Source organism: Adhaeribacter pallidiroseus (assembly GCF_003340495.1).
GTDB classification, from domain to species: domain Bacteria; phylum Bacteroidota; class Bacteroidia; order Cytophagales; family Hymenobacteraceae; genus Adhaeribacter; species Adhaeribacter pallidiroseus.
Genome location: NZ_QASA01000001.1, coordinates 3,344,671 through 3,369,495, shown reverse-complemented (window position 1 = coordinate 3,369,495; position 24,825 = coordinate 3,344,671). Strand labels below are relative to the sequence as shown.

Genomic DNA, 24,825 nt, shown 5'->3' with positions numbered 1-24,825 from the left:
AGAGTTATGGGTTAATAGTTTTGAGTTAAAAGTTCTTAGATAGGTGTTTCTAAAGATTGTACTACATAAAAATGACCGTAAAAAGTGTATTCATTCTGTTTGTTAGCACTTTAAGTCTTACTCCGGCTTGGGCGCAAATTCCGGCGGGTTTTACGCCTGTTTTTAACGGAAAAGATTTGCGCGGTTGGCACCTTAGCCGCACCACGCACCAGGGCACTACCCCCGATGTACGGGTGGAAGATGGCGCAATAGTTATTCGGCAAAATCCTTACGGACAAGGCGGGGTGTTGCTGTCGGATAAAAAATTTAAAAATTTCGAGCTGTACCTGGAAGCTAAAATTGATTCTTTTACCAACGGCGGCATATTTATTCGGTCCTCCGAAAGTGGCATTGCCTACCAGATTGAACTGGACGAAGCCGCCGGCAGCACGGGTAATTTACTCGGCGAACGCATGCCCGTGAGCCAAGAAGCAAAAACCGCCGGGCGGGAAAAAGTATGGCGGGCCAACGATTGGAATTCCTTCCGGATCAAAATGGTAGGCGAGGTGCCCCGGATTACTTTATGGATTAACGGGGTACAGATGTGGGACGTAACCCAACCTAAAAACGACTTTATTGCCGGAGCAACCCAGGGCAGGATTGGTTTGCAATCGCACTGGACGGCCTTGTTCTCGTCTTCCGTAGTGGGTTGGAATATTCTGGACTCTTGGGCGCCGGGAGCCACCCATCGTTTTCGTAACATTGCTATTAAAGAACTGCCCGAAAATTTAAAAAAATAACCTGCTTTTAAAGGAAAAATCTAGTTTTAGTCCATAAATCAACTAAACTATTGGTACGGAACTTTTAAAATTATACTTTTTTTTTAAATTTTGATTCATCCCGAAGCAAGTTAATTCGCCTTAATGAACAACCGGTATTATCCCGACTTACCTTAAACACAGACCAAGCTTGGTACCCGTTCTTTTAAGGCTACTAGTCATTTTTAGCTATAATTAGTTATGAGTAGCATTTAACCTTACTGCTTCTGCTTTATTTATAAGAGATACATACGCTAAGAGCCTTATTTAAAATTAAAAACCAAGGGAAATAAAAAAAAGACCGATGCTGCCCATAGACTGTAAATGGGTAAAAATATAGCGATAGCCCGACTTATGGTTGTTATTTCTGATTTTTTGGTTAGTACTTTATAAAACTGAAAAGTAATAAACAGCAGGTGGAGGAGCATGAGTAAATTACTGCCCAGCACCGCCAACCGGTTAGGAGTAAGGCCCCACTCCGCAATCCGGAACACAATGGCCGATAACGCAATGCCATTTACCAAAACAGTTACCGTTGATAAAAGAAAAAGGACCCAGGTAGCGGTGGTATGGCGCTTGGTTTTAAAGCTTTCGGCCACCGAAAAGAAGATGATCGCCATAACCCCGATCAGTAATAAATTAAAAATAATTAAAAATTCCCGGTCGTTGTAAGGGTCTTTGCCCGAATATACGATGGCACCTAAATAAACTAAAAGCATTACTAAAACCAGCGGGCTGAATATTTTAGCTATGACCGGCGAAACTTTATTTACCAACTGCGGATTTGTCTGGGTTAAGTAAGTACCAACAATAGGGGCAGCCGCCAGTCCGAAAACGCCAAAATATTCAAAATATAACTGTTTAATCTGAAAACCAATCAGGGAGAATAGCCCAATGGTAATCCCGGTCAGGAGGCCGCCGGCAATCAGAATAAGCGTGGTCATTACCACCAGATCGCCGTTGTATTTTAAAAAATTTAGTCGTTGGTTATAATCTAAAAAATTATTGCCGGCAAAGGTTACGCCTAATAATGACCATAGCAGCAAAGGCAAATGAATACAAGCCAGGATCAATGTGTCGCTGGTATTAGATTCCGGAAGTAAATTGATGTAAATAAGAGAGAGCAAAATGCCACCACCGACTATTCCGATTAACTTGGGTTGTAATTTATTTTGTCGGGCAAAATAAGCCATGAGCAACGGTAGAAAGATGAAACCTATGTTCCTGGGATAAAAGAATTCTTCGTTGATCTGAAAAAGACTTGGAATTTTAGCAATAAAACCCGCTACCAGTGCCGCCAGTAGCACCATTACTAATTCGCGGGTAGTGCCCCAATTAATTTCTTCGTTATCGTAATGCAGCCTTTCGTTCCAGAATTCCGCGAGTAAATTCCCTTTTAATTCCGGATAAAGGTTACGGAACGCTTGCTTAAAAGAGGCCTTATTGCGGCGATAAAGCTTTTCGAGCTGGCCTGGATCGTGCAGGTTAGCGAGAATTTCGTTTTTCATGGCCGAACTTTTACAACTTATCCATTATATCACCTAAATCGCTTACGCCTAACGTGAACAGAAACAGAAGAAGGCCCAGCATAATTTTTACGACCAGTGGAATTGAAAAATTAAACCTCTTTGCGAAGTAGGCATTAGCCGGTGGAAGGTAAACCAACGCTAGAAGAAGATAAGCTGTTCCGGGTACCGGATGTACCAAAAATAGATTTAATAGGCCAACGGTTAAAACAGCTAAACCAAATACCCAAGCGCTTGTACGCCAAAGACCTAAGCTTTTATTTACTACTATTTTATTTCCCATACTTGTTTCATTTTAATCGGATATACCGTTCGTTCTCGTTCAGGATTTTACCTGCTAACTACCCGCGAAGGGTGTTCCGAAAATGCCAACTGCCAATTCTGCCCAAACGAGCAAGAGTACCACCAGAATAAAGGCAATAATACCGATACGGTAATCTTTTTTCTGAACTGTTCGCATAACCCCTTCGCACAGCAAACCAGTACCGAGCAGTAAAATCCCAGCAATCCCGAAGTCCGACAAAGTCCAGTTTACTTCTGCGGTAAACTGCATCGCAATCAAAGGAATAAACAATAAAAACGCCACGGTGAGCATAATGCCGATAAGTCTTTTATTTTGCATAATCATAAATTGTATGTTGTTACTAATTTTATTGGAAAGCTAATTTTTCAGGAATGTAAATCACGCAATAAGAGGTTTATTTTATCAAATAATTCCCCAACACCTAAGGCGGTCCAGATAATAAACAAGCCCAGGAAAACTTTCAAGAGGTTTAATCTGGGAATAGCAAAATGTATCTTTTTCTGGAAAATGGCTTTTACTGGCAGGAAGTAAACAAATGAAAGAAGGAGTATGAAAATGCCAAACCCAGGGTCGTTCCCATAAAACATATTTACTACGCCAATGGCAAAAACAACAATGCCAAACAGCCAGCTAATGCTGTTTAAAATAATGGATCCGCTGTTTTCTACTGTTTCTTCTGGAAAATTCTTGATGTTACGCATGATAGTATAATTTTAAATTTTTTAATTTCTCTCTTTTATTCCGGTTAGTTTAAGCAGTTATGTAGTAATAGTACTGAATCACGCTACTGAAACTCACTTGATTACCCGCTAAAGCCGCAGGAATTAACTTGTTTAGTGCTCGTTGCTTTGGGGCATTGTAATGCTGGTTAAGGGTAATTAATTAGTACAAAGTAGGTTAATAAAGTGCTTTGAATTACAAAGTATATATGTAAAAAAATATCCTGTTTAATTAGGTAGATAGGACAGGTAAATAACTTTAAATGCTTTTTCTTAATCTCTAAAATGGTGTAAGATCAGGTTGCTGTTGCCTGTTGGTTTTACTACTGCTTTTCTTTTTACAAGTATTTCGTTTTATATAAATTACCTAACTAAGGAAACAGGTTATGAGCGGTTGCTGCTAACTTATTTCCGAGCGCCCCGAATTATTTGCTCCGGCACTCCGATCAGGCCAGGTGTTCCGCCGTTAGAAGCTACCTTTTTAGATTTACCAAGCGAAATTATGGTTTAAATAGCGCAGCTCCACTTAGTTTAACGTTTGTTTTGCTCTAAAGTACTTTGTTTTTCAAAGTTAAAAAAGATTTACGAAAAGGCAAGAAGTAGGTTAGTGAATTTTAAATTAATTTAAAAATAAGAGGCTAGGTAAAGCCGGTTCATTATTCTCCTACCTATAAATAAGTAATAATGCCGCCAATCACCAAAATTTAAAAAACTAATTTTACTGATATAAATAGGTAAAGGGTAAATCAGCTGGTTTCATAAATGTCTTAAAATCGGTGGGAAAATTTACAACCTAATTTTTTAAATTATGAATCTATAAAGAAGGTAGCAATGGCTAATTTATATGGTGGTAATGCGTTTCGTATAAAGGAGCTAACAGTACTTTATAGTACAAAAAGCTTTATTTAAATTTTGTTTGAACCGAAATCAACTAACCAATTTATAGCGCGAAAAGCTTTTTTATTCCGTTAGTTCGCAAAAAACTTACACTCTTGCCTCTAATATTTAAATTACTGGTTAAAATAACGGTAATTTTTAAATTTTTTTAAATAATAACCCTTCTAAAAATTTTTCATCTTCTTACTAATCAGTAATTTGACGATTGATTTACGACCTAAACGCGCGTAAATTATCTTCCCGGCTTACTTCCTGGTAAGTAATGTGCTTTTTTCTCTTGTACTACTCTCGTTTACGCACAACAGCAATCAGAATGAAAAAACCTTTACGCGGCATTTACTTATTGGTCAACATCTTACCTGTGCTCCCCTTATGGCGGCCGCTAACCTTAACGCTCTGGCTCCTGAGCGGCATTCCTATTTTAGCTTTAAGTCAAACTATCCAGTGGGACAAAACCATTGGCTCGGAGTGGTCCGATAATCTGGCTTCGGTGCAACTGACCAAAGATGGCGGCTATATTCTGGGCGGAACTTCTTTTGGTGATAAAGGGGGTGATAAATCCCAGAACGCTATCGGGTATTGGGAAGATTATTGGATTGTTCAATTAGATGCTTCTGGTAAGAAACAATGGGACAAAACCATTGGTGGTACGGGAACAGACGTATTAAAGGTAGTGCAACAAACGCCGGATGGGGGCTATATCCTGGGTGGTACCTCTGACTCGGATAAGAGCGGCCATAAATCGCAAGATTCCCGGGGCAGTGCCGATTACTGGATTGTTAAGCTCCGGGCCGATGGTAGTAAAGAATGGGATAAAACCTTTGGCGGCTACGATGCCGATACCCTAACGGTACTGCAACCAACCAAAGACGGCGGGTATATTCTGGGAGGATCATCGTATTCCTTTAGGGGCGGGGATAAAACCGAAGACAATAAAGGTTCGTGGGGAACCGATTATTGGATTATTAAAATTAAGGCCAACGGCAGTAAAGAGTGGGATAAAACCTTTGGCGGGGATGATGCCGATAAATTAGCTGCGCTTTTGCCAACCAAAGATGGAGGGTATATTTTGGGTGGCACTTCTTATTCTTACCAAAGTGGCGATCGCACCCAGGAATCGCAAGGCTCCAGTGACTACTGGCTGGTTAAGATAGATGCAGTGGGTAAGAAGCTGTGGGATAAGTCCTTCGGCGGGGATTATAACGATAAATTAAGCTCAGTTGTACCCACCCCGGACGGTGGCTTTCTGTTAGGGGGCAGTTCTTCTTCGGATAGTAGCGGGGATAAAACCCAGGATAGCAAAGACTACAGTCAGGATTATTGGTTAGTAAAACTGAATGCCGATGGAAGTAAAGCTTGGGATAAGGTTTTTGGCGGCTATTACACCGACAAATTAGTGTCTTTAGCTGTAACCGCCGAAGGTAAATATTTAGTCGCCGGACATTCTGATTCGAATGCTGATGGTGATAAATCGGAGGAAACGGATATTCTGGATGATTATTGGGTACTCCTGCTGGATGCCCAAGGCAACAAGATCTGGGATCGTACCATTGGCACATCCTGGACGGACATCTTAACCACTATGACTTTAACCCAGGATGGTGGTTTTGTATTAGGCGGATCTAGTTTCGCAGACGCGGAAGAAGATAAAACCGAGAATAGCAAGGGCCTTTATGATTACTGGATTATTAAGTTGAGCATGGAACCGAACGTGGCTCCTACCGATCTTGCTCTTTCGGTTGCCACGATACCCGAAAATACAGAGTATGGTAGTACCATTGGTACTTTTACTACCACCGATGCCGATGCGGCAGATACCCATACGTACACCTTGGTTAAAGGAGAGGGAGATGATGATAATGATTATTTTTTAATACAAGACAACAAGTTGGAACTTTGGAGTTCTCCAGATTATGAATACCAGACTGTTTATCATATCCGGGTAAGAACCAACGATCGGAAAGGCTATGGTACTTTTGAAAAAGCATTCACGATTCAGGTAAAAGACCTGAACGAAGCGCCCCAGGATATTTGGCTTTCTGCTCAGGAAATAGATGAAAATAACAAAAAAGGGGCGGTTATTGGCCTGCTTAATTCCTTGGATGAAGATGATCCAGATAGCCATACGTACCAGTTAGTAGTTGGATACGGGGATGAGGATAATGCTTCTTTTACTGTTTCGGGTAATGAACTACGCGCGGCGGTTTCCTTTGATTACGAAACGAAAAGCAGTTATACCATTCGCTTGCAAACCAAAGATCAGGGCAACCTCACGTATGAGTCTACGCATCTGATTACCATTAATAACCTGGAAGAAGTAGTAATAGGTTTACCGGAAGAAGAGCACCCGGCATTAAAAGCGTATCCAAACCCAACAAGTAATTATTTGCAGATTAGCCATGAACACATCATAAATAAAGTACAGGTAGTAAATAGCGCTGGCAGTACGGTATTGATACAACCTGCTAATTCCAAACAAGTCCATCTGAATGTGGCCTTTTTAAGTTCGGGGGTGTATACCGCTTTAATTTATTCGAAAGAAAAAGTGTATGCCAAGCGCGTGGTAATAAGCAAACTTTAAGGTAACTACGTTTTGGCAAAAGATTTTTTAAAATACATGTTGCCCGTCGTGGATTATTCGGATTATATTAAGTAGGCTTTACCTATAAGCCGTTGCCAAAAGGGTTTATTTTGCCCTTAAGCAAGATTAGGGGGTATTCCTGCATATTGTTAATTCGTATACGCGACGGGATTTAATAAAATGGATTATGAAAATACTAAAAATTTAAAAAAAACGTGTCACTACCAGGTTTTTTTAAATTTTTAGTATGCCGCTTAGGTTATTATCTGCCAAATCAAAGAAATATTCTTTTAAATATAAGAATCAACAAAAATCTTTTACTGCACACTTTTAAACATAACCGGCGAATTGCCATACAAAGGAGTATGACCATCCCACTTCTCAATAAACTGTTGTTGAATTAACAAAGGGGTTAAAGCAGATTGTTTTAATTCATTGGCTTTCTTTTCGGCTTCGGCCTGAATAATTAGTTTTTTAGCCTGTGCCTCAGCTACTTTTAACTCATTTTCTACCTGCATGGCTTCCTGTACCGCTTTGTTCTTGGCATCAATGGCGCGCACAATCGCATCCGGATACTGGAGTCCGCTGGTTAACTGCTCTAATTTAAACCCATCGGCTTCTAAGGTAGTGGCGAGGGTAGACTGCACATCGGCTTCGAATTTTTGCCGGTTACTAATCAGCTCATCCGTCGAGTATTTATTCATTTGGTTACGAAAAGCGTCTTTCACGTAATTGTATAACGTGGTTTTCGTAATTTCTTCTATTCTTTTCCGGTATTTCGAGAAGATATGCGGCGATTTGCCTGGAGTAACCGCAAAGGAAATAGTCGGGTCTACGGTAAAAACGGAACCATCTTTGGCGTTCACGTTAAAGGCTTCATAATCGGCGGTTTGAATAAAAACCGGAAACTCATATACGTTTTCTACTAAAGGATTATAGAAGACACGTCCGGTTACTAAAGAAACATCTTGTACCCCCTTATCAGAGCCGTATTGTTTTACTAAAATCCCTTCGTGGCCCGCATCAATGCGGGTACAACTAAAAGTGAAACCCGTAATTAGGAGAGCCACCAAAATAAGTGCAGCAAATATTTTTTTCATATAGTAAGGCCCTTGGGAATGTTACATAGCGTTAAATGATACTGTAGTGTTGGTATAAAATTACTCGGATAAAAAAATCTGAACAAGCAATTTACCCGCAGCTAAATATACTAGAATAATAGATATCTGTCATTAATAATCAAGCTTGGAGGAGTTGTTGAAGCTGGCTTTTTTAAAAATTCAGCCATTGGTTCACTAAAACCAAACAGCTAGGTTACATGAAGGAATACGATTTTTTAAAAATTATAATATTTTCAGATTATTGAGTTAATGAAAAGATCATTAATTATCTTTCTGTAATTCCCCTTCATCCTTTTAGCATAAATCTTCCTCGTAGATTCGCTCACTGGCCAGATCGTTTATACTGAGGTAGTTATGGTAAAAGTGTTTTAGCAAAACAAATCTTTAAAAGGGCACCTGTTTAGCCCTCTGCCATACAGAAAATTATACGATTCAATTCTATACTTAAATGGCTAATATGTGGAGGTTTTATATTTTTTACCTCTTCATAAACTCTTGTTTGTGCTAGGCTTTGTGGATACTGTATTCTTGGAGGCTTAGTTAAAGGATATCCAATAGAGAATAGAAATGTATGCGCAAACTCCTTAATGACCACTAAACTCTGATTTTTATGAAGTACCTCTTTGTTGTTATCTTATTTATTGGCATTTCCAGCTGCAAAAAAGATGAGGGCGGCGTAAGCTCTACGGATCATGTGGTAGAAGGCGTTTGGACTAATGCTGCTAAAAGTTATGAGTTTTATGATTCTGCCGGGGTCATCATCTACCGAGAAATTGATTATCCAGAGGCGATATTCACCTTTAAAGATCATAAGATGAATGTGCTCTACAAGGATGGCACTACGGAAAACGGTACTTATTCTACCAGTATGACCAAAGACAAAAGATTTATTTCTCTTGCGAGGAATGGCGTAAATCAACCGTTTGAGATTATAATTTGGAATTATAGGAATATGATCTGGGATATGGAAACGCTCAAGGATACTTATATGGAAAATGGTATTCAGAAAACATCGGCAAGATCAGTTTTAACAATGCAATTTTATAGGTAATACGCTAACTCTTCAACAACTTCCTGTAAATACGAAACCAAGGAACCGGTATTGTTCTATGTATTGGCTACAACGGTAGCAGTGATGCTGATTTGCGCTACAACTATAGTATAGAACCAGATGTTTTATTTTTTTTTAATGCGCGGAAACAAGAAACGCTTTATTTTACAAGTAAATTGTAAAATAACTTAGCTAAAAAAGGTAATTTAGTTTTGATCTTTTTATTGGGTTAATGATGCCTAAAGTGAGAACCTTTCTTAAAAAAACGTACTTGTTAGTACCCTTTATCGAGCTCTTGTTGCTCCTTGGCTTGTTTGCTTTTGAGAAAAAAGTTTAAGCTTATCATGCCCAGCAAAATATTAAAGCTGGTGAGAAAAGCTAATCCAAAATAAATGAGTTGATATTCTGCCATAATGATAAATATATGATTAAATGTATATACAAAAAGAACTCCAAATAATTCTGTTCTAAATTACCTAATACTTTTATTTACCTTTGATTCCTTAGGCAAGCTTAACCGCTGCAGGCTGATGTTTTTCCTGAAAGGGAGTTTGTCCATTTTTTCTACTTCCATACTCGGGAAGCCAAACTCTTTCGTAATCCGGCCTAGGAGCAAGTATACGCCAGGGCCTTTGAAGGACCACACTTGTAAGGATGACGGAAAGTGGACGGTATCAAAAAAGTCATTGTTGGTGTCCAGGAAAGTGCCAAACTGCATGAGTTCTCCGCGAATGTTGCGTAACTGTATGGTGGTTACCAAAGTACCCACCATGCGTACCTTCTGCCATGGCCTGGTAGAGGTTCACGCATTCCGTGGTATCTTCAAATAAATCAATCTGCTGAAAGCCCTGAACCAGGTGGCTCAACCGTACGCCCAGCAAGCGAATCAGCAGACGGCGGTTATAGGGCTTTAAAACAACACCTTGGCTTTACGGATCAGGATGTGATCGTCCGCGTTGTAGGGGATCATTATCTGCTGGGTGTACGTGGTAAAGTTAGCGTAGCGAATCTTTACCGTAATGCAGCTAGTAAGCTTTTCTTGTTGCCGCAGCATAAAAGTCAGCTTCTCCGTCATCGCTACCAGCAGGTTATTTAAGGTAATAAGCACTTGTAAGGCGCCATTGGGTTTGGCCTGGCCCGTAGCAATCTTGGAAACGGTTTTATTCACCGATAGGCCAAAGGAGATGGGTAAACCTGTCTCTCGCATAATGGTCTGGTGGAGTTCACTGGTCCACTTCCAGGTACCAAAGATACGGTCCACGCCCATTACGTCCAGATAGTGCTTGTCAATTCTCGTAGATTCCGCTTTAACGGCAATCACTTGGGTAACGTCAGCCGAGTACTTGCTGTAGGCTTCCATGTCGCCCCGCAAAATGAGTGCTTCCTCGCATAGTTGCTTCGCCATCCGGATAGGCATGCCCGCGTGTACCCCGTAACACCGGGTTTCGCAGCTGCAACTGGTTACTACGCCCCGGTCGGACAAGCCCCCGGTGATGAGGGGCTTGCCGGCGAGCTGCGAATTACGTAAACGTTTCAACAACTCGAAAAGTAAGGTTTTCCGGCAGCATGTCTCACGTTATTGCTGACATTAGTAGCAATAAATACTAATAATGTCAGCAATAACTTAATATATTAGATTATAACTAAATATTTTTCGAATAATTTGGCTTTTAATATAGTAAAATTAAAATGATTGGTGCATTTCACGAGGCAATTACTTCTACCACAGGAGAAGTAGCTCTTGTTATCTCATGTATTTAGTAAAAGCACAGTAGCAAGTTAATAGAGTACAAGAAATTTAAAGTGCAGCACCTAGCGCAAGTACCAGAGGTGAAACAAGCTAAATGGCTAGAAACGCACCTGATTATTCCGGATTTTAAGTACCCCGGCGAGTAGCTGGTGTTGGAAATGCCTGAAGAAAACGGATTAGATAAATTTGCCAAATGGCTATAGCTTTCCATCAGCAACATGCCATGCATATACAACTGGTTTATAAAGTGGTACTCCGCAAAGAAAACAGCGAAAAAGACTTAATGATAACAGATAATCTCAACGAAGCGGAGGCCGATAAGGTCTTTGCTAACCTGAAATAGCCGACTATTAAAGGGGGTACGTGAAAGTAAAACGCTATAACGATATAATTACCCGCAAGAACGAGGTTAAGAATTAATTACCTCTGGCGTCACTTTCCAGAAAATCTTCCGTATTATCGTCCGGACTAAGCAGAGTCATTCTTTTTTTTAGATCTTCGTATTCTGCTTTTTCTGCTGGGCTTAAATTTTCTTTAAGCGTTAATTCCCCAAAACGTTTGCTTAACTCACTATATTCTTGTCCATCCATAATGGAGGTTACGTTGATGGAGAAACTTAGTTATTTACCAAGTGAATTTATTCTTTCCGGAACAGCAATAAATTACTTTGGACTAGGGAAAAAAGCAGTACCTGGAATGGGTTGGGCTTGCATCTTTCTGGGATCGAAAGGTTGTAGTAAATCGAGAAATTCTTGCTTACTAAAATCATTAGAAATCTACCATTTTTCGGTGTCGCGATCCAAAATAACGGCATACGTTCCGGATAGATGGGCTTTACTAGTTCGTTGGCTTGAGTAGTGATGATGGTAGAAGAACGCACCATTTCGCCGGAACTGGTATCTATCCGTTCGTCCCACAAGCCGGCAAATGCCAGCAGGTTCTCATTTTTCAGGTTAATAAAATAATTTTTTTTTATCTTCTTGCTTTTTAGTTTAGTTTAGCTGAATTAACCTGAAATCCGGTATAAATTATAAAAGCTGCCTCATTTGGTTTGAAGCAGCTTTTATAAAGGAGAAACACTTTAGTTAAATTGTTCTGCAATATAATCTACTAGCTTTTTGTCGCCCATTTTTTGCGAAGTACTCTCTTTAGCCACCGTGTTCTTGAACTGAGCGGTTTCGGCTAAAAAATGCATAAACTGTTCCTGCGAAATACCGGTGCCCGTTACATGCACCTCCTCGGCATTTTGCAGGTGGGTGGTTATTTCTTTAAAGAATTTTAGCTGCAAGGATTGTTCTGCGTTGTTAGCAGTGTTTTCGTTGGAGTTGCTCCCTTGACCATTATTCTTAACTTCGGCCAAAATAATAAAATCACCATTATCTACTTGTTCTCTGCCCACTACAGTGGCCTGATTAGAATCTAACCATACGCCGAATTGCTTTTTGTTTTTTCCTGACATTGCGTTTTTATAATTATAATAATCTTAACGCATAGCCCTTATAAACAACTGGAAATTATAATTATATTTATTTAATTCGGCTCAAGGCTCCCTTAATGACTTGCATCTCACCGATGACCCGGTTCCAGGCGGCCATGTGCATGAAAATTTCGGCGTTATCCAGATCAATCTTACCCGTAAGTATTAGCTCTTTCAACAACCCCTCTATTTGCTCCAGATTTTCATTTATGGTAATAATGCCTTGTCTTATTTCATGCAGGTATTCCCTGTTTTCTTCTTGTCCCATCTTGCGGCATTAATTTTATTTGGCCTCTCTTACGAACAAGAAATACTTTAGATGCTAGAGGCTGTTATTCTTTTTATTAGAATAGCGTTAAAACAGCCGGATAAATTCTAAGTGCCCTAAACTCAAAACACATAGTTGTACTAGTAGTATACCTTTTACCACTTTCCTTGTAGGGAGTGGCAAGCATACTAGTTTACCGGTTTTTTTATGTTCAATCCTTTAGTAAGAATGGGAAGTGCAGAAAATGCAAGGCTCTAAACAACAATATCTTTACATTGATCAAGTATCTCGGCAATAACTTGTAACAATGCCTTAGCCAGCTTAGGGTTCCTCTGCAAGGTTGCCTCATCCACCAAGGCCCCGCAACTCTGATCTTCATCTACTTCAAACTGATGCGTGTAATCGGTCATGATCAACCGGATTCTAAAGTCGTGTTCTTCCTTTTTATAAGTTACGGGTATTTCGAAGTAATCATCCAAATACCTTATTTAATTAAATAAGTTAATAGATGAACTCTATTACTTGTCATTCGTCGAATTGCTTCAACAGCATCTTGAAATGGCAAGAAAGCACTTTTGTCAGGTTCTTGTTGGGGAACGCATTGCCTTAGGCCCGGAGGAAGAAGTTACTAGCCAACACACCCGCAAAATCCTGTACTCCAAGGTCAATCCAATAGCTGTTCCTCCATTAGCTGCTTACCCCCAGAAACCAGATTTTGATCTAACTGGCCGCAACAATAGTGACAAGGGATTACCCTTTAAACTCATTGGCCGGCATGCCATGTACAGAGTGTAAGACCTATTGACTTTCCGCAATGACACCGATCCATTCCTGCATCTTTATCAAATCAATAATCCAGCTTAAACCTTTAAAGCTTTCTACTATAATAAATGTAAAAGGCTTTTTATAAAAGAGAAACATTTAGAAGTGGAGAGTAACAGAAGAACGGACTAAGTTGTGTGCAATTTGTGTGCACAAAAAAAAGCACTTACAGAAATTTATCTGTAAGTGCTTAAAAATCAGTGGAGAATATCGGAGTCGAACCGATGACCTCTTGCATGCCATGCAAGCGCTCTAGCCAGCTGAGCTAATCCCCCTTGCGTTTGGTGCTACAAAAGTAGAATATTATTTAATTATCGCAAAAATTATGAAGCACTTTAAATTAAAAATTTCTTAATAAGTAGAATGCAATTCAATTATCTACGAAAACTACCCTTTACGCTTGCATAACAGCGTCGCGCCGAATCAATACCAACTGAACGTAACTACTCTACGAAATTAATCTCCCGAAAAGGAACCATAGAGAAGCAATCAAGTAAGCACAGCAAGTAACACTTGTTTAAATTTTTTAAATTTGTCATAAGGACTTGGTTATTCTCTTAACAGTTCTATAGTATCCGCTCAATCCACAATAGATGATAGCCATCCGGTAATACTTTAAAGAATTATTTTTTTAATATTCATTTCTACTGGAGGTAGTCAACCATCCAGTTTTTTAAATTTTACCAAGTTTTACCCATTAACACGGAGGTAGCCAGTATTATTTATTGCGGATGTAAAACAAAAAAGGCCGGGATTACCCCGACCTTTTTTTTAAATAAAATTAATGGCTTAGTTAAAGATATACCGGATGCCTAACTGGGCCCGCCAACGGCTGGCTTCGGTGGTAGCATCGCGGTAGGAGGTGGATAGTACTTGTTTGGTGTTGGCATCCTGGTAAGGAAACTGGAATACAGGTTTCCCCTGGTTTGGTCCTGCGGCTGTTTCAATGCGACGGAAGGACAAGATGGAGGCCCGGATGGTATTATCGCGTACGCCCCAATCTGAATTTAACCGGTTACCCAAATTAAACACGTCTAACGAAAACTGTAAGGTGTTTTTCTTACGGCCAATGTTCTGGAATAAATCCTGCGTTATTTTTAAATCGAAGTTCGATACCCACGGCGATTCCGCGACATTTCATTCGGCGTATTTGCCTTGGTTTTCGCGCAAATATTTGTCCTGGCTAACGTAGCTGAAAAAATCACGGGATTGATCGGCGCCTGAATAAAGTACTTCGCTGGTGCGGGCATCTTTTACGTCTTCAAACACAATTTCGCTGGCATCGCGCGGAATATAAATTAAATCGTTGCTCTGGCCATCGCCGTTCATATCGCCGGCGTAGGTATACGAATATCGGAAATTAGGCCCGGCATCTACGAATAAACCCACCGAAGTAGCTAAGCGGTTTAAGTATTCTTTGCGGTAAGAAATAGCCGCTACAATGCGGTGGCGTTGTAAAAAGTTAGAATAACTCAGCACGTTGGCATTCGGGTCACCGGAAACCTGGCGGTCGCGCCAGATCGATTGAGCAATAGAACCTCCATCGTTCACGGAGCGGGCGTCCGAGTAGGTATAAGCCGCCATGGCGTACAGGCCATTCTCGAATTGTTTCTGAAGTTGGGCAGTTAAGGCGTAAGAATATCCTTTATTAGAGTTCCGCATTAAAATCACATCCGAAATGTTAGGTTTTTCGGGGGTATTGTTTGAGGGGATAACGCCACCGTAAATGCGGTTTACGGCCGCGTAAGTAATTGCACTGGTCACAGCTCGGTTTTCTACCCAGAACGTAGGGCGGTTATCGGGTCCATTGGGCCGGAAGCTTGCTTCGGGTAAGTTGATATTCTGGTGATAAACCGCGTTTAAATCTTTGGTGAAAATACCTTCTAAAGTAGCCACAATGCCTCCTGGCAGTTTCTGATCCAAGGCAATATTGGTCCGGAAAATCTGCGGAAATTTAAAATCCGAAGCGGTAACCGCAATGTTATAAGAAGAACTGGCGGTACGGCTGGCGGGTAAATTCGGGTTGGTGTCGGCTTGGTCCAGCGTGGTGCCTACGTTCGGGCTGAATAAATTAGGCACCAAGGCCGTACCGGAAGCGCTGTTGGAAATGGAGCCAAACAGTACCCCGTTATTACTCGCCTGGTTCGAAATCCACACGTAGGGCACCCGGCCGGTGAAAATACCAGTTCCCCCGCGTACCTGCGTCTTCTGATCGTTGTTCACGTCTACGTTAAAGCCGACGCGCGGTGACCACAAGGGCGTGGTTTTCTGAAACTGGCTTACATCTATTTGGCGACCTTCCCGGAAAGTAAGATTCTCTAAAGGTTGGTTACGCGGTAATTCCGTGTTTATAATCGGAATATCGGCGCGGAGACCAAACATGATCTTTACGTTTTCCAGGGGCGAGAATTCGTCCTGCGCGTAAAAACCTAACTGCAAAGCATTGATATCGGCGTACGGAAAAACACCGTTGGGATTAGCCGCGTATTGTACCTGATACTGACTGGCCCGGGGGTGTTGGTGTTTACGGCATCGTAAAAATCCTGAATATTCCGGTACCGGTAACGGCCGTAGTAGTTCGGGGCAAAACCATTCCGGAAATGATAGGCTTCGTTTGAAGTACCTAAGGTCACCACGTGTTTGCCTAAAGCTAAAGTTAAGTTATCGCTTAACTGGTAGATATCGGAGTTCAGAATATTAAAAGAGGTAAAAGGCTCGTAACCAAACGAGGTTAAGCTTAAACCAGCACCGTTTTCAATTTCCACCAGCGGGAACAAGCTACTGGCCGGACTGCGGAAATCGCGCAAACCGGTGTAACCTACAATTAAGTTGTTCGCGTATTTGTCGCTGATTTTCGTGTTTAACTCACCAATAAACGAATTAAAATTGTTGTTAATGGCGTAGCCGGAACTCTGGAAAGGCAAAGTGTTTACGCCGGGTTGGCGATTCCCGGACGGACCACCGCTGTTGCTGATAATCTGGTCGCGGTACGAATCAAGAAAGTTGTATTTTAAAGAAAAGTTGCTTTTCGCGTTAATGTTCCAGTCGATTTTAACGGTAGCCTTATCCGAATTGGTTTCAAAGTCGTAATTTTCGTAACCTCCCGTTTGGTAACCAAACTTCTGATTTAAAAACGAGCTAAGTTCATCCAGTACCGCGGCATCTACGGTGGTAACGTTCGTACCGGTTAATCCCGGGCGACGCGCTAAATACGTAGTGGCAGGGTCCGTGCGTCTTTCGCGCTCGTAATTCACAAAAAAGAATAATTTATCTTTTACAATAGGGCCTCCTAACCGGAAACCTAATTGGCTCAGATCAAACTGCTGTTTTGGTAAATGCTGGTCGCCTACATCGCGGCCCACCAAACCCGGCGTCCGCGAAAAATAATACACCGAACCACAAAAGTCGTTGGAGCCACTGCGGGTTACCGCGTTAATACCGGCTCCGGTAAAAGAGCCTTGCCGAACATCAAAGGCGCAATCTGAACCTGAATCTGGTCAATCGCATCTAAGCTGATCGGATTGACATTGGTCTGACCCCCTAAATTGCCGGATAAACCAAAAGCGTTGTTAAACAAAGCACCATCAATGGAAATATTGTTAAAAGAACTGCTGCGACCGGCAAACCCGTTGCCATTTGCTTGCGGCGTTAAGCGGGTAAAATCTTGAATGCTGCGGCTAAGGGTAGGTAAAGTTTGAATTTGCTAGGCAGTTACATTGGTTGCGGCTTCGGTACGGTCGGCGTTAATAACGGTGCTGCGGGTACCTACTACTTCTACTTCGCCCAAACTAATGCTGCTCTCGGCAATGGTAAAATCTAATTTTAAATTTTGGCCTAAGCTTAAGGTAATGTTTTCGCGGGTTTGGTCTTGGTAACCTACGTAGGTGGTTTTAACGGTATAAGGCCCGCCTACCCGCATGTTCTGAATGTTGTAGCGGCCATCGTTATTGGTAGTAGCGGCATACTGGGTGTTGGTAGGGGTATGAATAGCAATAACAGTAGCACCAGGTAAGCCGTCGCCACTTTTATCGGTAATCAAACCGTTCATGGCGGAGGTAGTCGAGGTCTGTGCCACCGTAAAATGAATGGGAATGCCAACTGTTATAAAAAAACAGCCAGCCTTAGATAAAGGTGTTTCATAAAAAATGTTTGAATTTGCGTGCAAAATTACTGCTCGGAGGGTAAATGAATGTTATTTAATTGTTAAGAAAGTTTTGAAACATTTACAAAATAAATAAACAATCAGCTTAAAATTTAAAATAATTTTAAAAATAGAGGATTTTTTTTGAAATTTTAATATGTTAAAAAGCAATATAATTGAAGCATAGCGGGTTATACTCTACAACACTCCAAAATAGTTCTGCTTAAAATTTTTGCCGAAAGTACTCTTATGAATCTAGGTGGAACGTTTCCGACTGGTGAGCACTTGTCTGGTTAAGTTTTCTCCTGAACTAGGGAAATGGGCGTGACGAATAATTATTAATAGGAGGGGTAACCTGAAGCGGAAAGTTGAATAAGCTTAATTCCGATTACTAGGTGGATTTGAACAGAATTTTAAAAATTTAGAGATCGCCCAACAAAAAAGGTCAGGTACAAGTACCTGACCTTTTTTGTTGGGCTATTTAACGGAAATTACTGGAATAAATACCGGATACCCAGTTGGCCTTGCCACCTTGAACTTAAATCAGACAAGTCGTAGCCGACCGGACTGGTCCGGTTAAAATTAAAGCCGTTTACGCCACGAGCGGTAGAAATAAGGGATAGCGCCTGGTTCGACACAAAGTAAGAGCGTCCCCAATCATTGTTAATTAAATTACCCACGTTAAAAATATCAAACGTTATTTGCAGGGTATTTTTATACTTCCCGGTTAATACGCCTAAATCCTGGGTTACGCGTACATCAAAGTGGTGTTCCCAGGGAGTACGGGCTCCGTTCCGCTCGGTATATTTGCCCCGCTGTTCCCGTAAGTACGGATCATTTTCGATAAACGCGTTTAAATTTTGCCATTGCTGGTCGCGGCTCAACGTTACCACGCCCGCGCTATTCCGAACATCTACCAGATTAATTTGTTCCAACGACGCCGGTACAAACAACAGATCGTTTCCCTGCCGGCCATCGCCGTTTAGGTCGCCGTTGTATACATAAGTAAACGGGGTGCCCGAAAAGCCACTGTAAAACAAATTAATGCCCGTACCAAAAGCTTTGTTGGGTCCGTAGGTAACGTTATAGCCCAAACTTCCTACTAAACGGTGGCGGGTTTCGTAGTACGAAGTAGTCAAAGGAGGATTATTGGGATCCCGGACGATTTGCACAAATTCCCAGTTAGATAAAGCCGTGCTGTTGGTTCCGGAGTTTACGTCGGTGGAGCGGCCGTAAGTATAAGCAAACATGCCGTTTATGTTAAAATCAAAATTTTTCTGCAATTGCGCCGTAAAGTTATAGCTGTACCCTTTATTGGTATTATCTAAAAAAATGGCGTTGGTATAAGCCGTACTTACTTTACCCGCAGGAGCGGTGCTGTACCGGGGCCGCAGATCCGCTCCACCCGAATACTCCGCATTAATGGTGCTGGTGGAGGGTAACAGATTAATGTCGCGGTAGGTAACGTTGTTCATGGTTTTCGAATAAATACCTTCTAGGGTTCCTACAATGCCAAACGGTAATTGCACATCGGTCGCTAAGTTAAAGCGGGCTACTTGGGGAATCCGGAAGTCTTCCGAAACCGCGTTTATTTCAACCGTGGAAACAGGACCCCCAACACTTTGCTGCTGGTTCGGATCGGGCTGAAATCCTCTACCACCATTTACTTCATTTACCAAAGGAGTAGTATTGTTATCGGTAACATCTACCGTACCCAACACCAAGCCACTGTTCACAAATTGGTTCGACAGCCACACAAACGGTACCCGGCCGGTAAAAATACCTGCGCCACCCCGAATCTGCACCGAACGGTCGCCGGTTACGTCGTAGTTAAAACCAACCCGCGGAGCCCACAATAATTTACCACTGGGCGTTTCATTGGTTTGAACTCCCGGAAAAGTGGTGCTCACCATTGGGTTATTTAAAGGTTTATCGCTGATAATAGGTACATCTAAACGCACACCGGCAGTAAGGCGAAAGGCTGGCGTAATGGTAAATACATCCTGCACGTAAACGCCTAACTGAGCCGCGCTAAATTCGGCAGCTGGCCGGCTTTCACCCGGAACAATGGAATAAGTAGCGCGAGCTTGTAAAGGGTTATTGGCCAAATAATCGGCTACAGTATTAAAATCCCAACGACCGGCCACGTTGTTGATAAATAAATTGCGAAAATTAAAAAACTCGTTGTGCGTACCAAAAGTTAGAGTATGCTTGCCCAAAGCGTACCGGAAGTTATCGGTAATTTCAAAAATATCCTGGTCGAGTTCGTTCGCGACGGAGCTTCTTTCGGAACCAAAATAAGCGCTGTTGGACGAAACACCTTCCAGGTTCCGGATTTGGATTTGCGGGAAAAGGCTGCCGGCAATTTCACGGCTATCGCGGATGCGGGAGTAACCCAAAATTAAATTATTAGATAAAGAAGCCGACAAATTACTTCTTAACTCCAGCACCGAAATGTTTTGCTGGTTACTAAACTGGTAGGCATTGTTGCCAAACGAGAAGCTGGTACCCGAACGGGTTAAATTATCGTCCGAAGCGGTAATGTAATTGTGCCGGATGGTTAACTGGTGTTTATCCGAAATATTCCAATCGATGCGGCCAAAAAGTTTGTCGTTGTCTCTTTTTAAATCCACGGGCCCGTAGCCGCCCACATCGTAACCGTAAGTAGCTAAAGTATAATCGCGGATGGTTTGCGCTGTACCAACTGTTATAGCCGATCCATTTTCACCGGCGTTAAAGGCTAAAGGCGCTTCGCGCCGTCCTCTTTCGGCGTTGACAAAAAAGAACAGCTTATTTTTAATAATGGGCCCACCTAAACGGAACCCGTATTGGTTATCTAAGAACGTAGTATATTTTGCATTACTGACTGGGTTTCTACCTACAAAATTTTCACCTTTAATAAAAGTATAAATAGAGCCCTCAAAGTCATTCGTGCCGGACCGCGTAACCGCATTTACCCCTCCACCGGTAAAATTACCATAGGTAACATCGTACGGAGCCAATACTACCTGAATTTCTTGTATAGCATCTAAGGATATGGGTTGGGTGCTGGCCTGGCCCCCCGGCGTACCCGAACTAGATAAACCAAAAACATCGTTATTTACCGCCCCGTCGATGGTGATATTATTAAAACGGTTACTGGCACCGCCAAAGCTATTGCCGTTGGCCTGGGGGGTTAAGCGGGTAAAATCCTGCAAACTCCGGTTAATGGTAGGCAAAGTTTCTATTTGCTGACGACTGATGTTGGTAGAGGCGCCGGTTCGTTCGGCATTTAAAATCGGATTACGGGTACCCGAGACCACTATTTCCTGCAAGGCCGTGCCCGATTCTGATAAGCGTCCGTTTAACACAAATGGTTCGCCAAGGCGCAAAAAGATATTTTCTGATCGCTGCTCCTGATAACCCACAAAAGTAATATCTATGGTGTAAGGACCACCCACCCGCATATTGGGGATGGTATAACGGCCATCTACCAGGCTGGTAGTACCATAGCGCGTTCCTGAGGGCGTGTGTACCGCCACAATGGTAGCCCCCGGAAGTTCACCGCCGTTGGCATCGGTGATTGTACCGGTTAACGAAGAGGTTGTAACTCCCTGACCATAGCTTTTTTGAAAAAAAATTGAAAAAACCAGAAGAGATAGAATTCGGAAGTAAAAGATTTTCATGGAGTAGAACTTTTGGTTTACTTTCCCTAAACGCAAATAGCGCGGCGGTGTTAGAAAAAAGTTTGAGGTTTATTGTTAATAAATCATTAACCCATGTAAAAACAACCTCTTTCTGCATACTTTACCTGGTTTTACAGAAAATATATGCTTTCAAAAACTGCAATTACCAATTTAATGTAAAAAGTTAGGTTAGAGGCTTTGTAGAGCAACCGCTGCTTTAACGCGCTTCAATCCCTTTTTTAAATTTTACTGTTATAATACAAGAATATGCGGTGGCTGTGCCGCTCGGCAGGAGTGTACAGATAGGAACAGAAGATATACAAGTCCATTGCCTTTTACCAATTTAATGGAAGCTTGTTAATACGAATGGGTGAAATTCTTTGGGCCGATTTTAAACGGAAAGAAAGACCTGATTTTTAAATTTTTGGGCGTACGGCTTTAATAAAGATTTTTTGGTAGTAATTCGAATAGAGGTTGTCTTCGATAACACCCAGCGAAGTAGAAGCATGAATAAACGTAACCTGTTCTTTGCCTTTTACGTCGGTTACCATGCCCACGTGGGTAATGCGGTTGCTGAACTTATTAGCCCCAAAAAAGACTAAATCTCCTTCCCGGATTTCGTGATTACGCACCGTCCGGCCAAACTTGCTTTGGTCCGTGGAATTGCGGGGCAAGGTTACATCAATGGTTTTGAACGACGTACAGAGTAAACCGGAACAATCCATACCAATGCGGGTAGTGCCACCAAAACGGTAAGGCGTGCCCCGGTAGGAGCGGGCCACCTGAATAACTCTAGCTACTTTTCTGTCAACGTGCGTCTTGGCATAACGGGCATTCCGGCGTTCCAGGCGGCGGGCTACCCGGTCCAGCTTACGCGATTTTTTTAAAAAAGCTTTCTCCAGTAAACGCTGGCTGGTATCAACTGCCAGGCCCGAAGGGCGTTTACCAAAACTAAAAGTAGGTTGGGACGACCGGCAAGAGGCCATGGCCAACAAAACTCCCAACAAAATAAAAATATACGATCTGGTTATTTCTCTCCGCAGCATAGGCCGGCACGTTTAACGACTGGGGTAAAAATAAATATTATGCGAGAGCAAATGAATTAATTAGGCCTGAAAAGTTATCCACCCAAAACTGGTAAGATTGTGGATTATTTTTAAATAAAACTTAACTGTTTAAAAATTAAGGGCTTAAAGCAACGGTCGTTTTTTAATCAAAGATTTAACTTGCATTCCGGTTAGTAGCAAGCTAGCAACTACCATTTTACTCCTTAAATAATAAGGAATAAGTTTCTTGGCCAAATTAACCTTTGCGTAAGTTACGGTTCCGGAAACGAGGCGCCTTTAACCAAGGTTCAGGATAGCCTATTTTTAAAAAATTAAAGATAAATAAAGTTTGTTAAGCCAATATGCAGCCGCTTTATACCAAATAGTTTCAGGATAACTTGTAATTTTGCCGCATGTGCGGAATATCAGGAGTATATGCTTTCAGCGACAAAGGGCGCAATGTTTTAACGAAATTACCAGCTTCCACGAATGCCCTGGAAACCCGGGGTCCCGATTCGCAGGGGCAATTTGTATTTGAAAACGTAGGCCTCGGTCACCGGCGCCTTTCAATCCTGGACTTAACGGCTGATGGCGCGCAACCCATGGTGGACGAGTCCGGGCGTTATACCATTGTTTATAACGGCGAAATCTTCAACTTTCAGGAATTAAAAAAGAAGCTGATCAGCAACGGGTATACCTTTTTTTCGGGCACTGATACCGAAGTGTTATTAAAACTGTACATTACCGAAGGCCGCGATTTTTTAAAAAAATTAAATGGTTTCTTTGCCTTTGCCATTTACGACAAAGAAGAAGATTCCTTATTTATTGCCCGCGACCGCATGGGCGTAAAACCTTTGCTGATTTATAAAGACGAAAATCATTTGCTGTTTGCCTCCGAAATGAAATCCCTGCTGGCATTTGGCATCCAGCGCAAAATTGATTTTGTATCATTGTACCAGTATTTGCAGTTTAATTATATTCCCGGACCAGCCTCGATCTTTAAAGGAGTAAAAAAACTCGAACCCGGCCACTATTTATACATCAAGAAAAACCGGATTTTAAAAAAAGCCTGGTACCGCATTCCCTACGACCGTAAGAAAGCCCGCAAAAACGATTTATCGTACGAGGATCAGCAAAAAAAATTAATTAACTTACTCGACGATGCCGTACAGCGTCGGTTAATAGCCGATGTGCCGTTAGGCGCTTTTTTAAGCGGCGGCATAGATTCATCGGTGATTGTGGCTTTAGCCAGCCGGCATACCAAGCATTTAAATACTTTTTCGATTGGTTACCAGGACGAGCCTTTTTTCGACGAAACCCGTTACGCCCAATTAGTAGCCGAAAAATATAAGACCAACCACACCGTTTTCTCGCTCACCAACCAGGATTTGTACGACCATTTGTTCGACGTACTAAACTACACCGATGAGCCTTTTGCCGATTCTTCGGCCTTAGCGGTGTATATATTAAGTAAACGCACCCGTGAAAAGGTAACCGTAGCTTTGTCCGGCGATGGTGCCGATGAATTGTTTGCGGGTTATAACAAGCACATGGGCGACTTTAAAGTGCGGCAAGGCGGTTTTGTAGCCGAAGCCGTCACTTTCCTGGGTCCGCTCTGGGAAATGCTGCCCAAGTCGCGGAGTTCCGCATTTGGTAACCGGGTCCGGCAATTTCAACGTTTTGCCGAAGGCATGTCGGTTTCGGCCAAAGACCGGTATTATAACTGGGCCACCCTCGCCGACGAAGAAGAAGCCGAGCATATATTAAGCAAGCGGGTCCGTAGGGCTTTAATTAAAAATATCTACAAAAAGCGTAAGAAACGCATTCTGGAGCATATTCATCAGGAAGGCGACCTGAACGAAGTTTTGTACACCGATATGCAGCTGGTATTACCCAACGACATGCTCACCAAAGTAGATTTAATGTCGATGGCCAACAGTTTAGAAGTACGTACACCGTTTTTAGATTATAAAGTAGTGAATTATGCGTTCAGTTTGCCGCAATCATCCAAGATAGATGGCAACATGAAGAAAAAAATCGTGCAGGATGCTTTCCGGCCCATGTTGCCGCCCGAGTTATACAAGCGACCCAAGCAGGGCTTCGAAGTACCTTTGTTAAAATGGTTCCGCAACGAACTGCGCCCTTTAATCACCGACGACTTGCTTTCCGATGCTTTTATTCACGCCCAGGATATCTTTAGTGTGACCGAAATCCGGAAATTAAAGGAAAAACTATTTTCAGCCAACCCCGAAGACGTACATGCCCGCATCTGGGCTTTAATCGTGTTTCAATACTGGTGGAAAAAATGGATGGCCTAGAACTGCTCGGATATACCAAAAAATTTAAAAAGTAGCAATTACTAATTTTAGCAGAGTACCAGTTTGGAGATTTAAGCGGGAAACAACTTAAATGTTATAAAAATTATTTAAATATTAGAAAATTTTTAGCGAAAACTAAAAGTTTGGTTAAAACAGGAACGATAATTGTTAAATCGGGGAATATAGTAAAAATCATTTTTATAAAGAGCAAAATAGTTTCTAAGTAGTTCAGTGATAAAGAATTGGGTTTAATCCCGGGGTACGACTATTTTGTTCTTATTTAAAAAGTTTAAGCAATTATAAAATTTACCGTTAAACATATAGTTTTTTAATTTTTTTCTT

The 24,825-nt window shown here is 41.8% G+C and carries 26 protein-coding genes and 1 tRNA gene; 6 read left to right on the top strand and 21 right to left on the bottom strand.

The genetic code is table 11. The features are described 5' to 3' along the window. The first annotated feature begins 71 nt into the window (after nt 1-71). On the top strand, nt 72-779 hold the full coding sequence (locus AHMF7616_RS13415; protein ID WP_115373349.1) for a 3-keto-disaccharide hydrolase: 708 nt from the start codon (nt 72-74) through the stop codon (nt 777-779). 281 nt (nt 780-1,060) lie between these two features. Here AHMF7616_RS13415 and AHMF7616_RS13410 read toward each other — a convergent pair whose 3' ends face one another. Genes AHMF7616_RS13410 through AHMF7616_RS13395 form a run of 4 tightly spaced genes read right to left on the bottom strand, consistent with a single transcriptional unit; the run spans nt 1,061 to nt 3,328 of the window. After that, nucleotides 1,061-2,305 carry a DUF4153 domain-containing protein gene (locus tag AHMF7616_RS13410; protein ID WP_115373348.1) on the bottom strand — a complete coding sequence of 415 codons (1,245 nt, stop codon included), beginning with the start codon at nt 2,303-2,305 and terminating at the stop codon, nt 1,061-1,063. A gap of 10 nt (nt 2,306-2,315) precedes the next feature. Continuing rightward, nucleotides 2,316-2,606: a hypothetical protein gene (locus AHMF7616_RS13405; protein WP_115373347.1), complete on the bottom strand. Its 291-nt coding sequence runs from the start codon at nt 2,604-2,606 to the stop codon at nt 2,316-2,318. Between the two features lie 54 nt (nt 2,607-2,660). Next, nucleotides 2,661-2,951: a hypothetical protein gene (locus tag AHMF7616_RS13400; protein ID WP_115373346.1), complete on the bottom strand. Its 291-nt coding sequence runs from the start codon at nt 2,949-2,951 to the stop codon at nt 2,661-2,663. Between the two features lie 41 nt (nt 2,952-2,992). After that, nucleotides 2,993-3,328 carry a hypothetical protein gene (locus AHMF7616_RS13395; protein WP_233507530.1) on the bottom strand — a complete coding sequence of 112 codons (336 nt, stop codon included), beginning with the start codon at nt 3,326-3,328 and terminating at the stop codon, nt 2,993-2,995. A gap of 1,228 nt (nt 3,329-4,556) precedes the next feature. On the opposite strand from AHMF7616_RS13395, the gene AHMF7616_RS13385 reads away from it, so the two are divergent. Then, on the top strand, nt 4,557-6,824 hold the full coding sequence (locus AHMF7616_RS13385) for a T9SS type A sorting domain-containing protein (RefSeq protein ID WP_158546165.1): 2,268 nt from the start codon (nt 4,557-4,559) through the stop codon (nt 6,822-6,824). A gap of 317 nt (nt 6,825-7,141) precedes the next feature. On the opposite strand, the gene AHMF7616_RS13380 is transcribed toward AHMF7616_RS13385, so the two are convergent. Then, nucleotides 7,142-7,924, bottom strand: a complete 783-nt coding sequence (locus AHMF7616_RS13380) for a prohibitin family protein (protein WP_115373343.1) — start codon at nt 7,922-7,924, stop codon at nt 7,142-7,144. Nucleotides 7,925-8,555: 631 nt separating this feature from the next. On the opposite strand from AHMF7616_RS13380, the gene AHMF7616_RS13375 reads away from it, so the two are divergent. Then, complete coding sequence (locus tag AHMF7616_RS13375; RefSeq protein WP_115373342.1) at nt 8,556-8,996, top strand: hypothetical protein; 441 nt, start codon at nt 8,556-8,558, stop codon at nt 8,994-8,996. Nucleotides 8,997-9,270: 274 nt separating this feature from the next. On the opposite strand, the gene AHMF7616_RS26420 is transcribed toward AHMF7616_RS13375, so the two are convergent. The 3 genes from AHMF7616_RS26420 to AHMF7616_RS13370 form a co-directional block, all read right to left on the bottom strand. After that, nucleotides 9,271-9,408, bottom strand: a complete 138-nt coding sequence (locus AHMF7616_RS26420) for a hypothetical protein (RefSeq protein WP_158546164.1) — start codon at nt 9,406-9,408, stop codon at nt 9,271-9,273. A gap of 60 nt (nt 9,409-9,468) precedes the next feature. Beyond that, entirely contained in the window at nt 9,469-9,768 is a 300-nt protein-coding gene (locus tag AHMF7616_RS26700; RefSeq protein ID WP_199474218.1) for a hypothetical protein, read from the bottom strand. Nucleotides 9,769-9,906: 138 nt separating this feature from the next. Next, on the bottom strand, nt 9,907-10,533 hold the full coding sequence (locus AHMF7616_RS13370; protein WP_199474216.1) for a DNA polymerase Y family protein: 627 nt from the start codon (nt 10,531-10,533) through the stop codon (nt 9,907-9,909). 406 nt (nt 10,534-10,939) lie between these two features. Between AHMF7616_RS13370 and AHMF7616_RS26415 the strand changes: the two genes are divergently transcribed. Continuing rightward, nucleotides 10,940-11,089 (top strand): hypothetical protein, encoded by a 150-nt coding sequence (locus AHMF7616_RS26415; protein ID WP_158546163.1) that lies wholly within the window; start codon nt 10,940-10,942, stop codon nt 11,087-11,089. Nucleotides 11,090-11,162: 73 nt separating this feature from the next. Here the strand turns inward: AHMF7616_RS26415 and AHMF7616_RS26410 are convergent, their stop codons facing one another. From AHMF7616_RS26410 to AHMF7616_RS13350, 5 genes are all read right to left on the bottom strand, one after another. After that, nucleotides 11,163-11,336 (bottom strand): hypothetical protein, encoded by a 174-nt coding sequence (locus AHMF7616_RS26410; protein WP_158546162.1) that lies wholly within the window; start codon nt 11,334-11,336, stop codon nt 11,163-11,165. Between the two features lie 47 nt (nt 11,337-11,383). Further along, on the bottom strand, nt 11,384-11,722 hold the full coding sequence (locus AHMF7616_RS13365) for an SOS response-associated peptidase family protein (RefSeq protein ID WP_115373341.1): 339 nt from the start codon (nt 11,720-11,722) through the stop codon (nt 11,384-11,386). 105 nt (nt 11,723-11,827) lie between these two features. Further along, nucleotides 11,828-12,205 (bottom strand): hypothetical protein, encoded by a 378-nt coding sequence (locus AHMF7616_RS13360; RefSeq protein ID WP_115373340.1) that lies wholly within the window; start codon nt 12,203-12,205, stop codon nt 11,828-11,830. Nucleotides 12,206-12,272: 67 nt separating this feature from the next. Next, entirely contained in the window at nt 12,273-12,491 is a 219-nt protein-coding gene (locus tag AHMF7616_RS13355; RefSeq protein ID WP_115373339.1) for a hypothetical protein, read from the bottom strand. Between the two features lie 254 nt (nt 12,492-12,745). Further along, the gene (locus AHMF7616_RS13350; RefSeq protein ID WP_115373338.1) at nt 12,746-12,970 is read right to left on the bottom strand and encodes a hypothetical protein; all 225 of its coding nucleotides are present in this window, start codon (nt 12,968-12,970) and stop codon (nt 12,746-12,748) included. A 79-nt stretch (nt 12,971-13,049) separates the two neighbouring features. Between AHMF7616_RS13350 and AHMF7616_RS13345 the strand changes: the two genes are divergently transcribed. Then, the gene (locus AHMF7616_RS13345) at nt 13,050-13,286 is read left to right on the top strand and encodes a hypothetical protein (RefSeq protein WP_147275682.1); all 237 of its coding nucleotides are present in this window, start codon (nt 13,050-13,052) and stop codon (nt 13,284-13,286) included. Nucleotides 13,287-13,514: 228 nt separating this feature from the next. Here the strand turns inward: AHMF7616_RS13345 and AHMF7616_RS13340 are convergent. From AHMF7616_RS13340 to AHMF7616_RS13310, 8 genes are all read right to left on the bottom strand, one after another. Next, nucleotides 13,515-13,588 (bottom strand) — tRNA-Ala (locus AHMF7616_RS13340). Nucleotides 13,589-14,102: 514 nt separating this feature from the next. Then, the gene (locus AHMF7616_RS13335; protein ID WP_147275681.1) at nt 14,103-14,345 is read right to left on the bottom strand and encodes a hypothetical protein; all 243 of its coding nucleotides are present in this window, start codon (nt 14,343-14,345) and stop codon (nt 14,103-14,105) included. 105 nt (nt 14,346-14,450) lie between these two features. After that, nucleotides 14,451-15,752, bottom strand: coding sequence for an outer membrane beta-barrel protein (locus AHMF7616_RS13330; RefSeq protein ID WP_115373335.1), 1,302 nt, complete (start codon nt 15,750-15,752; stop codon nt 14,451-14,453). Next, nucleotides 15,743-16,705: an outer membrane beta-barrel protein gene (locus AHMF7616_RS13325; protein ID WP_115373334.1), complete on the bottom strand. Its 963-nt coding sequence runs from the start codon at nt 16,703-16,705 to the stop codon at nt 15,743-15,745. The genes AHMF7616_RS13330 and AHMF7616_RS13325 overlap by 10 nt, the downstream gene beginning before the upstream one ends. 32 nt (nt 16,706-16,737) lie before the next feature. Next, nucleotides 16,738-16,890 carry a hypothetical protein gene (locus AHMF7616_RS26405; protein WP_158546161.1) on the bottom strand — a complete coding sequence of 51 codons (153 nt, stop codon included), beginning with the start codon at nt 16,888-16,890 and terminating at the stop codon, nt 16,738-16,740. Nucleotides 16,891-17,016: 126 nt separating this feature from the next. After that, the gene (locus AHMF7616_RS13320) at nt 17,017-17,388 is read right to left on the bottom strand and encodes a carboxypeptidase-like regulatory domain-containing protein (protein WP_147275680.1); all 372 of its coding nucleotides are present in this window, start codon (nt 17,386-17,388) and stop codon (nt 17,017-17,019) included. Between the two features lie 557 nt (nt 17,389-17,945). Beyond that, nucleotides 17,946-21,119 carry a TonB-dependent receptor gene (locus tag AHMF7616_RS13315; RefSeq protein WP_115373332.1) on the bottom strand — a complete coding sequence of 1,058 codons (3,174 nt, stop codon included), beginning with the start codon at nt 21,117-21,119 and terminating at the stop codon, nt 17,946-17,948. A gap of 416 nt (nt 21,120-21,535) precedes the next feature. Continuing rightward, nucleotides 21,536-22,165 (bottom strand): C40 family peptidase, encoded by a 630-nt coding sequence (locus tag AHMF7616_RS13310; RefSeq protein ID WP_233507529.1) that lies wholly within the window; start codon nt 22,163-22,165, stop codon nt 21,536-21,538. 413 nt (nt 22,166-22,578) lie between these two features. Here AHMF7616_RS13310 and asnB point away from each other — a divergent pair, with 413 nt between their 5' ends. After that, nucleotides 22,579-24,483, top strand: coding sequence for an asparagine synthase (glutamine-hydrolyzing) (gene asnB / locus AHMF7616_RS13305; RefSeq protein ID WP_115373331.1), 1,905 nt, complete (start codon nt 22,579-22,581; stop codon nt 24,481-24,483). Nucleotides 24,484-24,825 lie beyond the last annotated feature (342 nt).

Bases quoted from the DNA above. Each gene is read 5' to 3' on its own strand.
- AHMF7616_RS26410 (WP_158546162.1), bottom strand. From the start codon at position 11,336: ATGGATGGACAAGAATATAGTGAGTTAAGCAAACGTTTTGGGGAATTA.
- AHMF7616_RS13410 (WP_115373348.1), bottom strand. From the start codon at position 2,305: ATGAAAAACGAAATTCTCGCTAACCTGCACGATCCAGGCCAGCTCGAA.
- AHMF7616_RS13355 (WP_115373339.1), bottom strand. From the start codon at position 12,491: ATGGGACAAGAAGAAAACAGGGAATACCTGCATGAAATAAGACAAGGC.
- AHMF7616_RS13405 (WP_115373347.1), bottom strand. From the start codon at position 2,606: ATGGGAAATAAAATAGTAGTAAATAAAAGCTTAGGTCTTTGGCGTACA.
- AHMF7616_RS13315 (WP_115373332.1), bottom strand. From the start codon at position 21,119: ATGAAAATCTTTTACTTCCGAATTCTATCTCTTCTGGTTTTTTCAATT.
- AHMF7616_RS26700 (WP_199474218.1), bottom strand. From the start codon at position 9,768: ATGGTGGGTACTTTGGTAACCACCATACAGTTACGCAACATTCGCGGA.
- AHMF7616_RS13310 (WP_233507529.1), bottom strand. From the start codon at position 22,165: ATGCTGCGGAGAGAAATAACCAGATCGTATATTTTTATTTTGTTGGGA.
- AHMF7616_RS13400 (WP_115373346.1), bottom strand. From the start codon at position 2,951: ATGATTATGCAAAATAAAAGACTTATCGGCATTATGCTCACCGTGGCG.
- AHMF7616_RS13395 (WP_233507530.1), bottom strand. From the start codon at position 3,328: ATGCGTAACATCAAGAATTTTCCAGAAGAAACAGTAGAAAACAGCGGA.
- AHMF7616_RS13415 (WP_115373349.1), top strand. From the start codon at position 72: ATGACCGTAAAAAGTGTATTCATTCTGTTTGTTAGCACTTTAAGTCTT.
- AHMF7616_RS13385 (WP_158546165.1), top strand. From the start codon at position 4,557: ATGAAAAAACCTTTACGCGGCATTTACTTATTGGTCAACATCTTACCT.
- AHMF7616_RS13380 (WP_115373343.1), bottom strand. From the start codon at position 7,924: ATGAAAAAAATATTTGCTGCACTTATTTTGGTGGCTCTCCTAATTACG.
- asnB (WP_115373331.1), top strand. From the start codon at position 22,579: ATGTGCGGAATATCAGGAGTATATGCTTTCAGCGACAAAGGGCGCAAT.
- AHMF7616_RS13375 (WP_115373342.1), top strand. From the start codon at position 8,556: ATGAAGTACCTCTTTGTTGTTATCTTATTTATTGGCATTTCCAGCTGC.
- AHMF7616_RS13360 (WP_115373340.1), bottom strand. From the start codon at position 12,205: ATGTCAGGAAAAAACAAAAAGCAATTCGGCGTATGGTTAGATTCTAAT.
- AHMF7616_RS26415 (WP_158546163.1), top strand. From the start codon at position 10,940: ATGGCTATAGCTTTCCATCAGCAACATGCCATGCATATACAACTGGTT.
- AHMF7616_RS13345 (WP_147275682.1), top strand. From the start codon at position 13,050: ATGGCAAGAAAGCACTTTTGTCAGGTTCTTGTTGGGGAACGCATTGCC.
- AHMF7616_RS26420 (WP_158546164.1), bottom strand. From the start codon at position 9,408: ATGGCAGAATATCAACTCATTTATTTTGGATTAGCTTTTCTCACCAGC.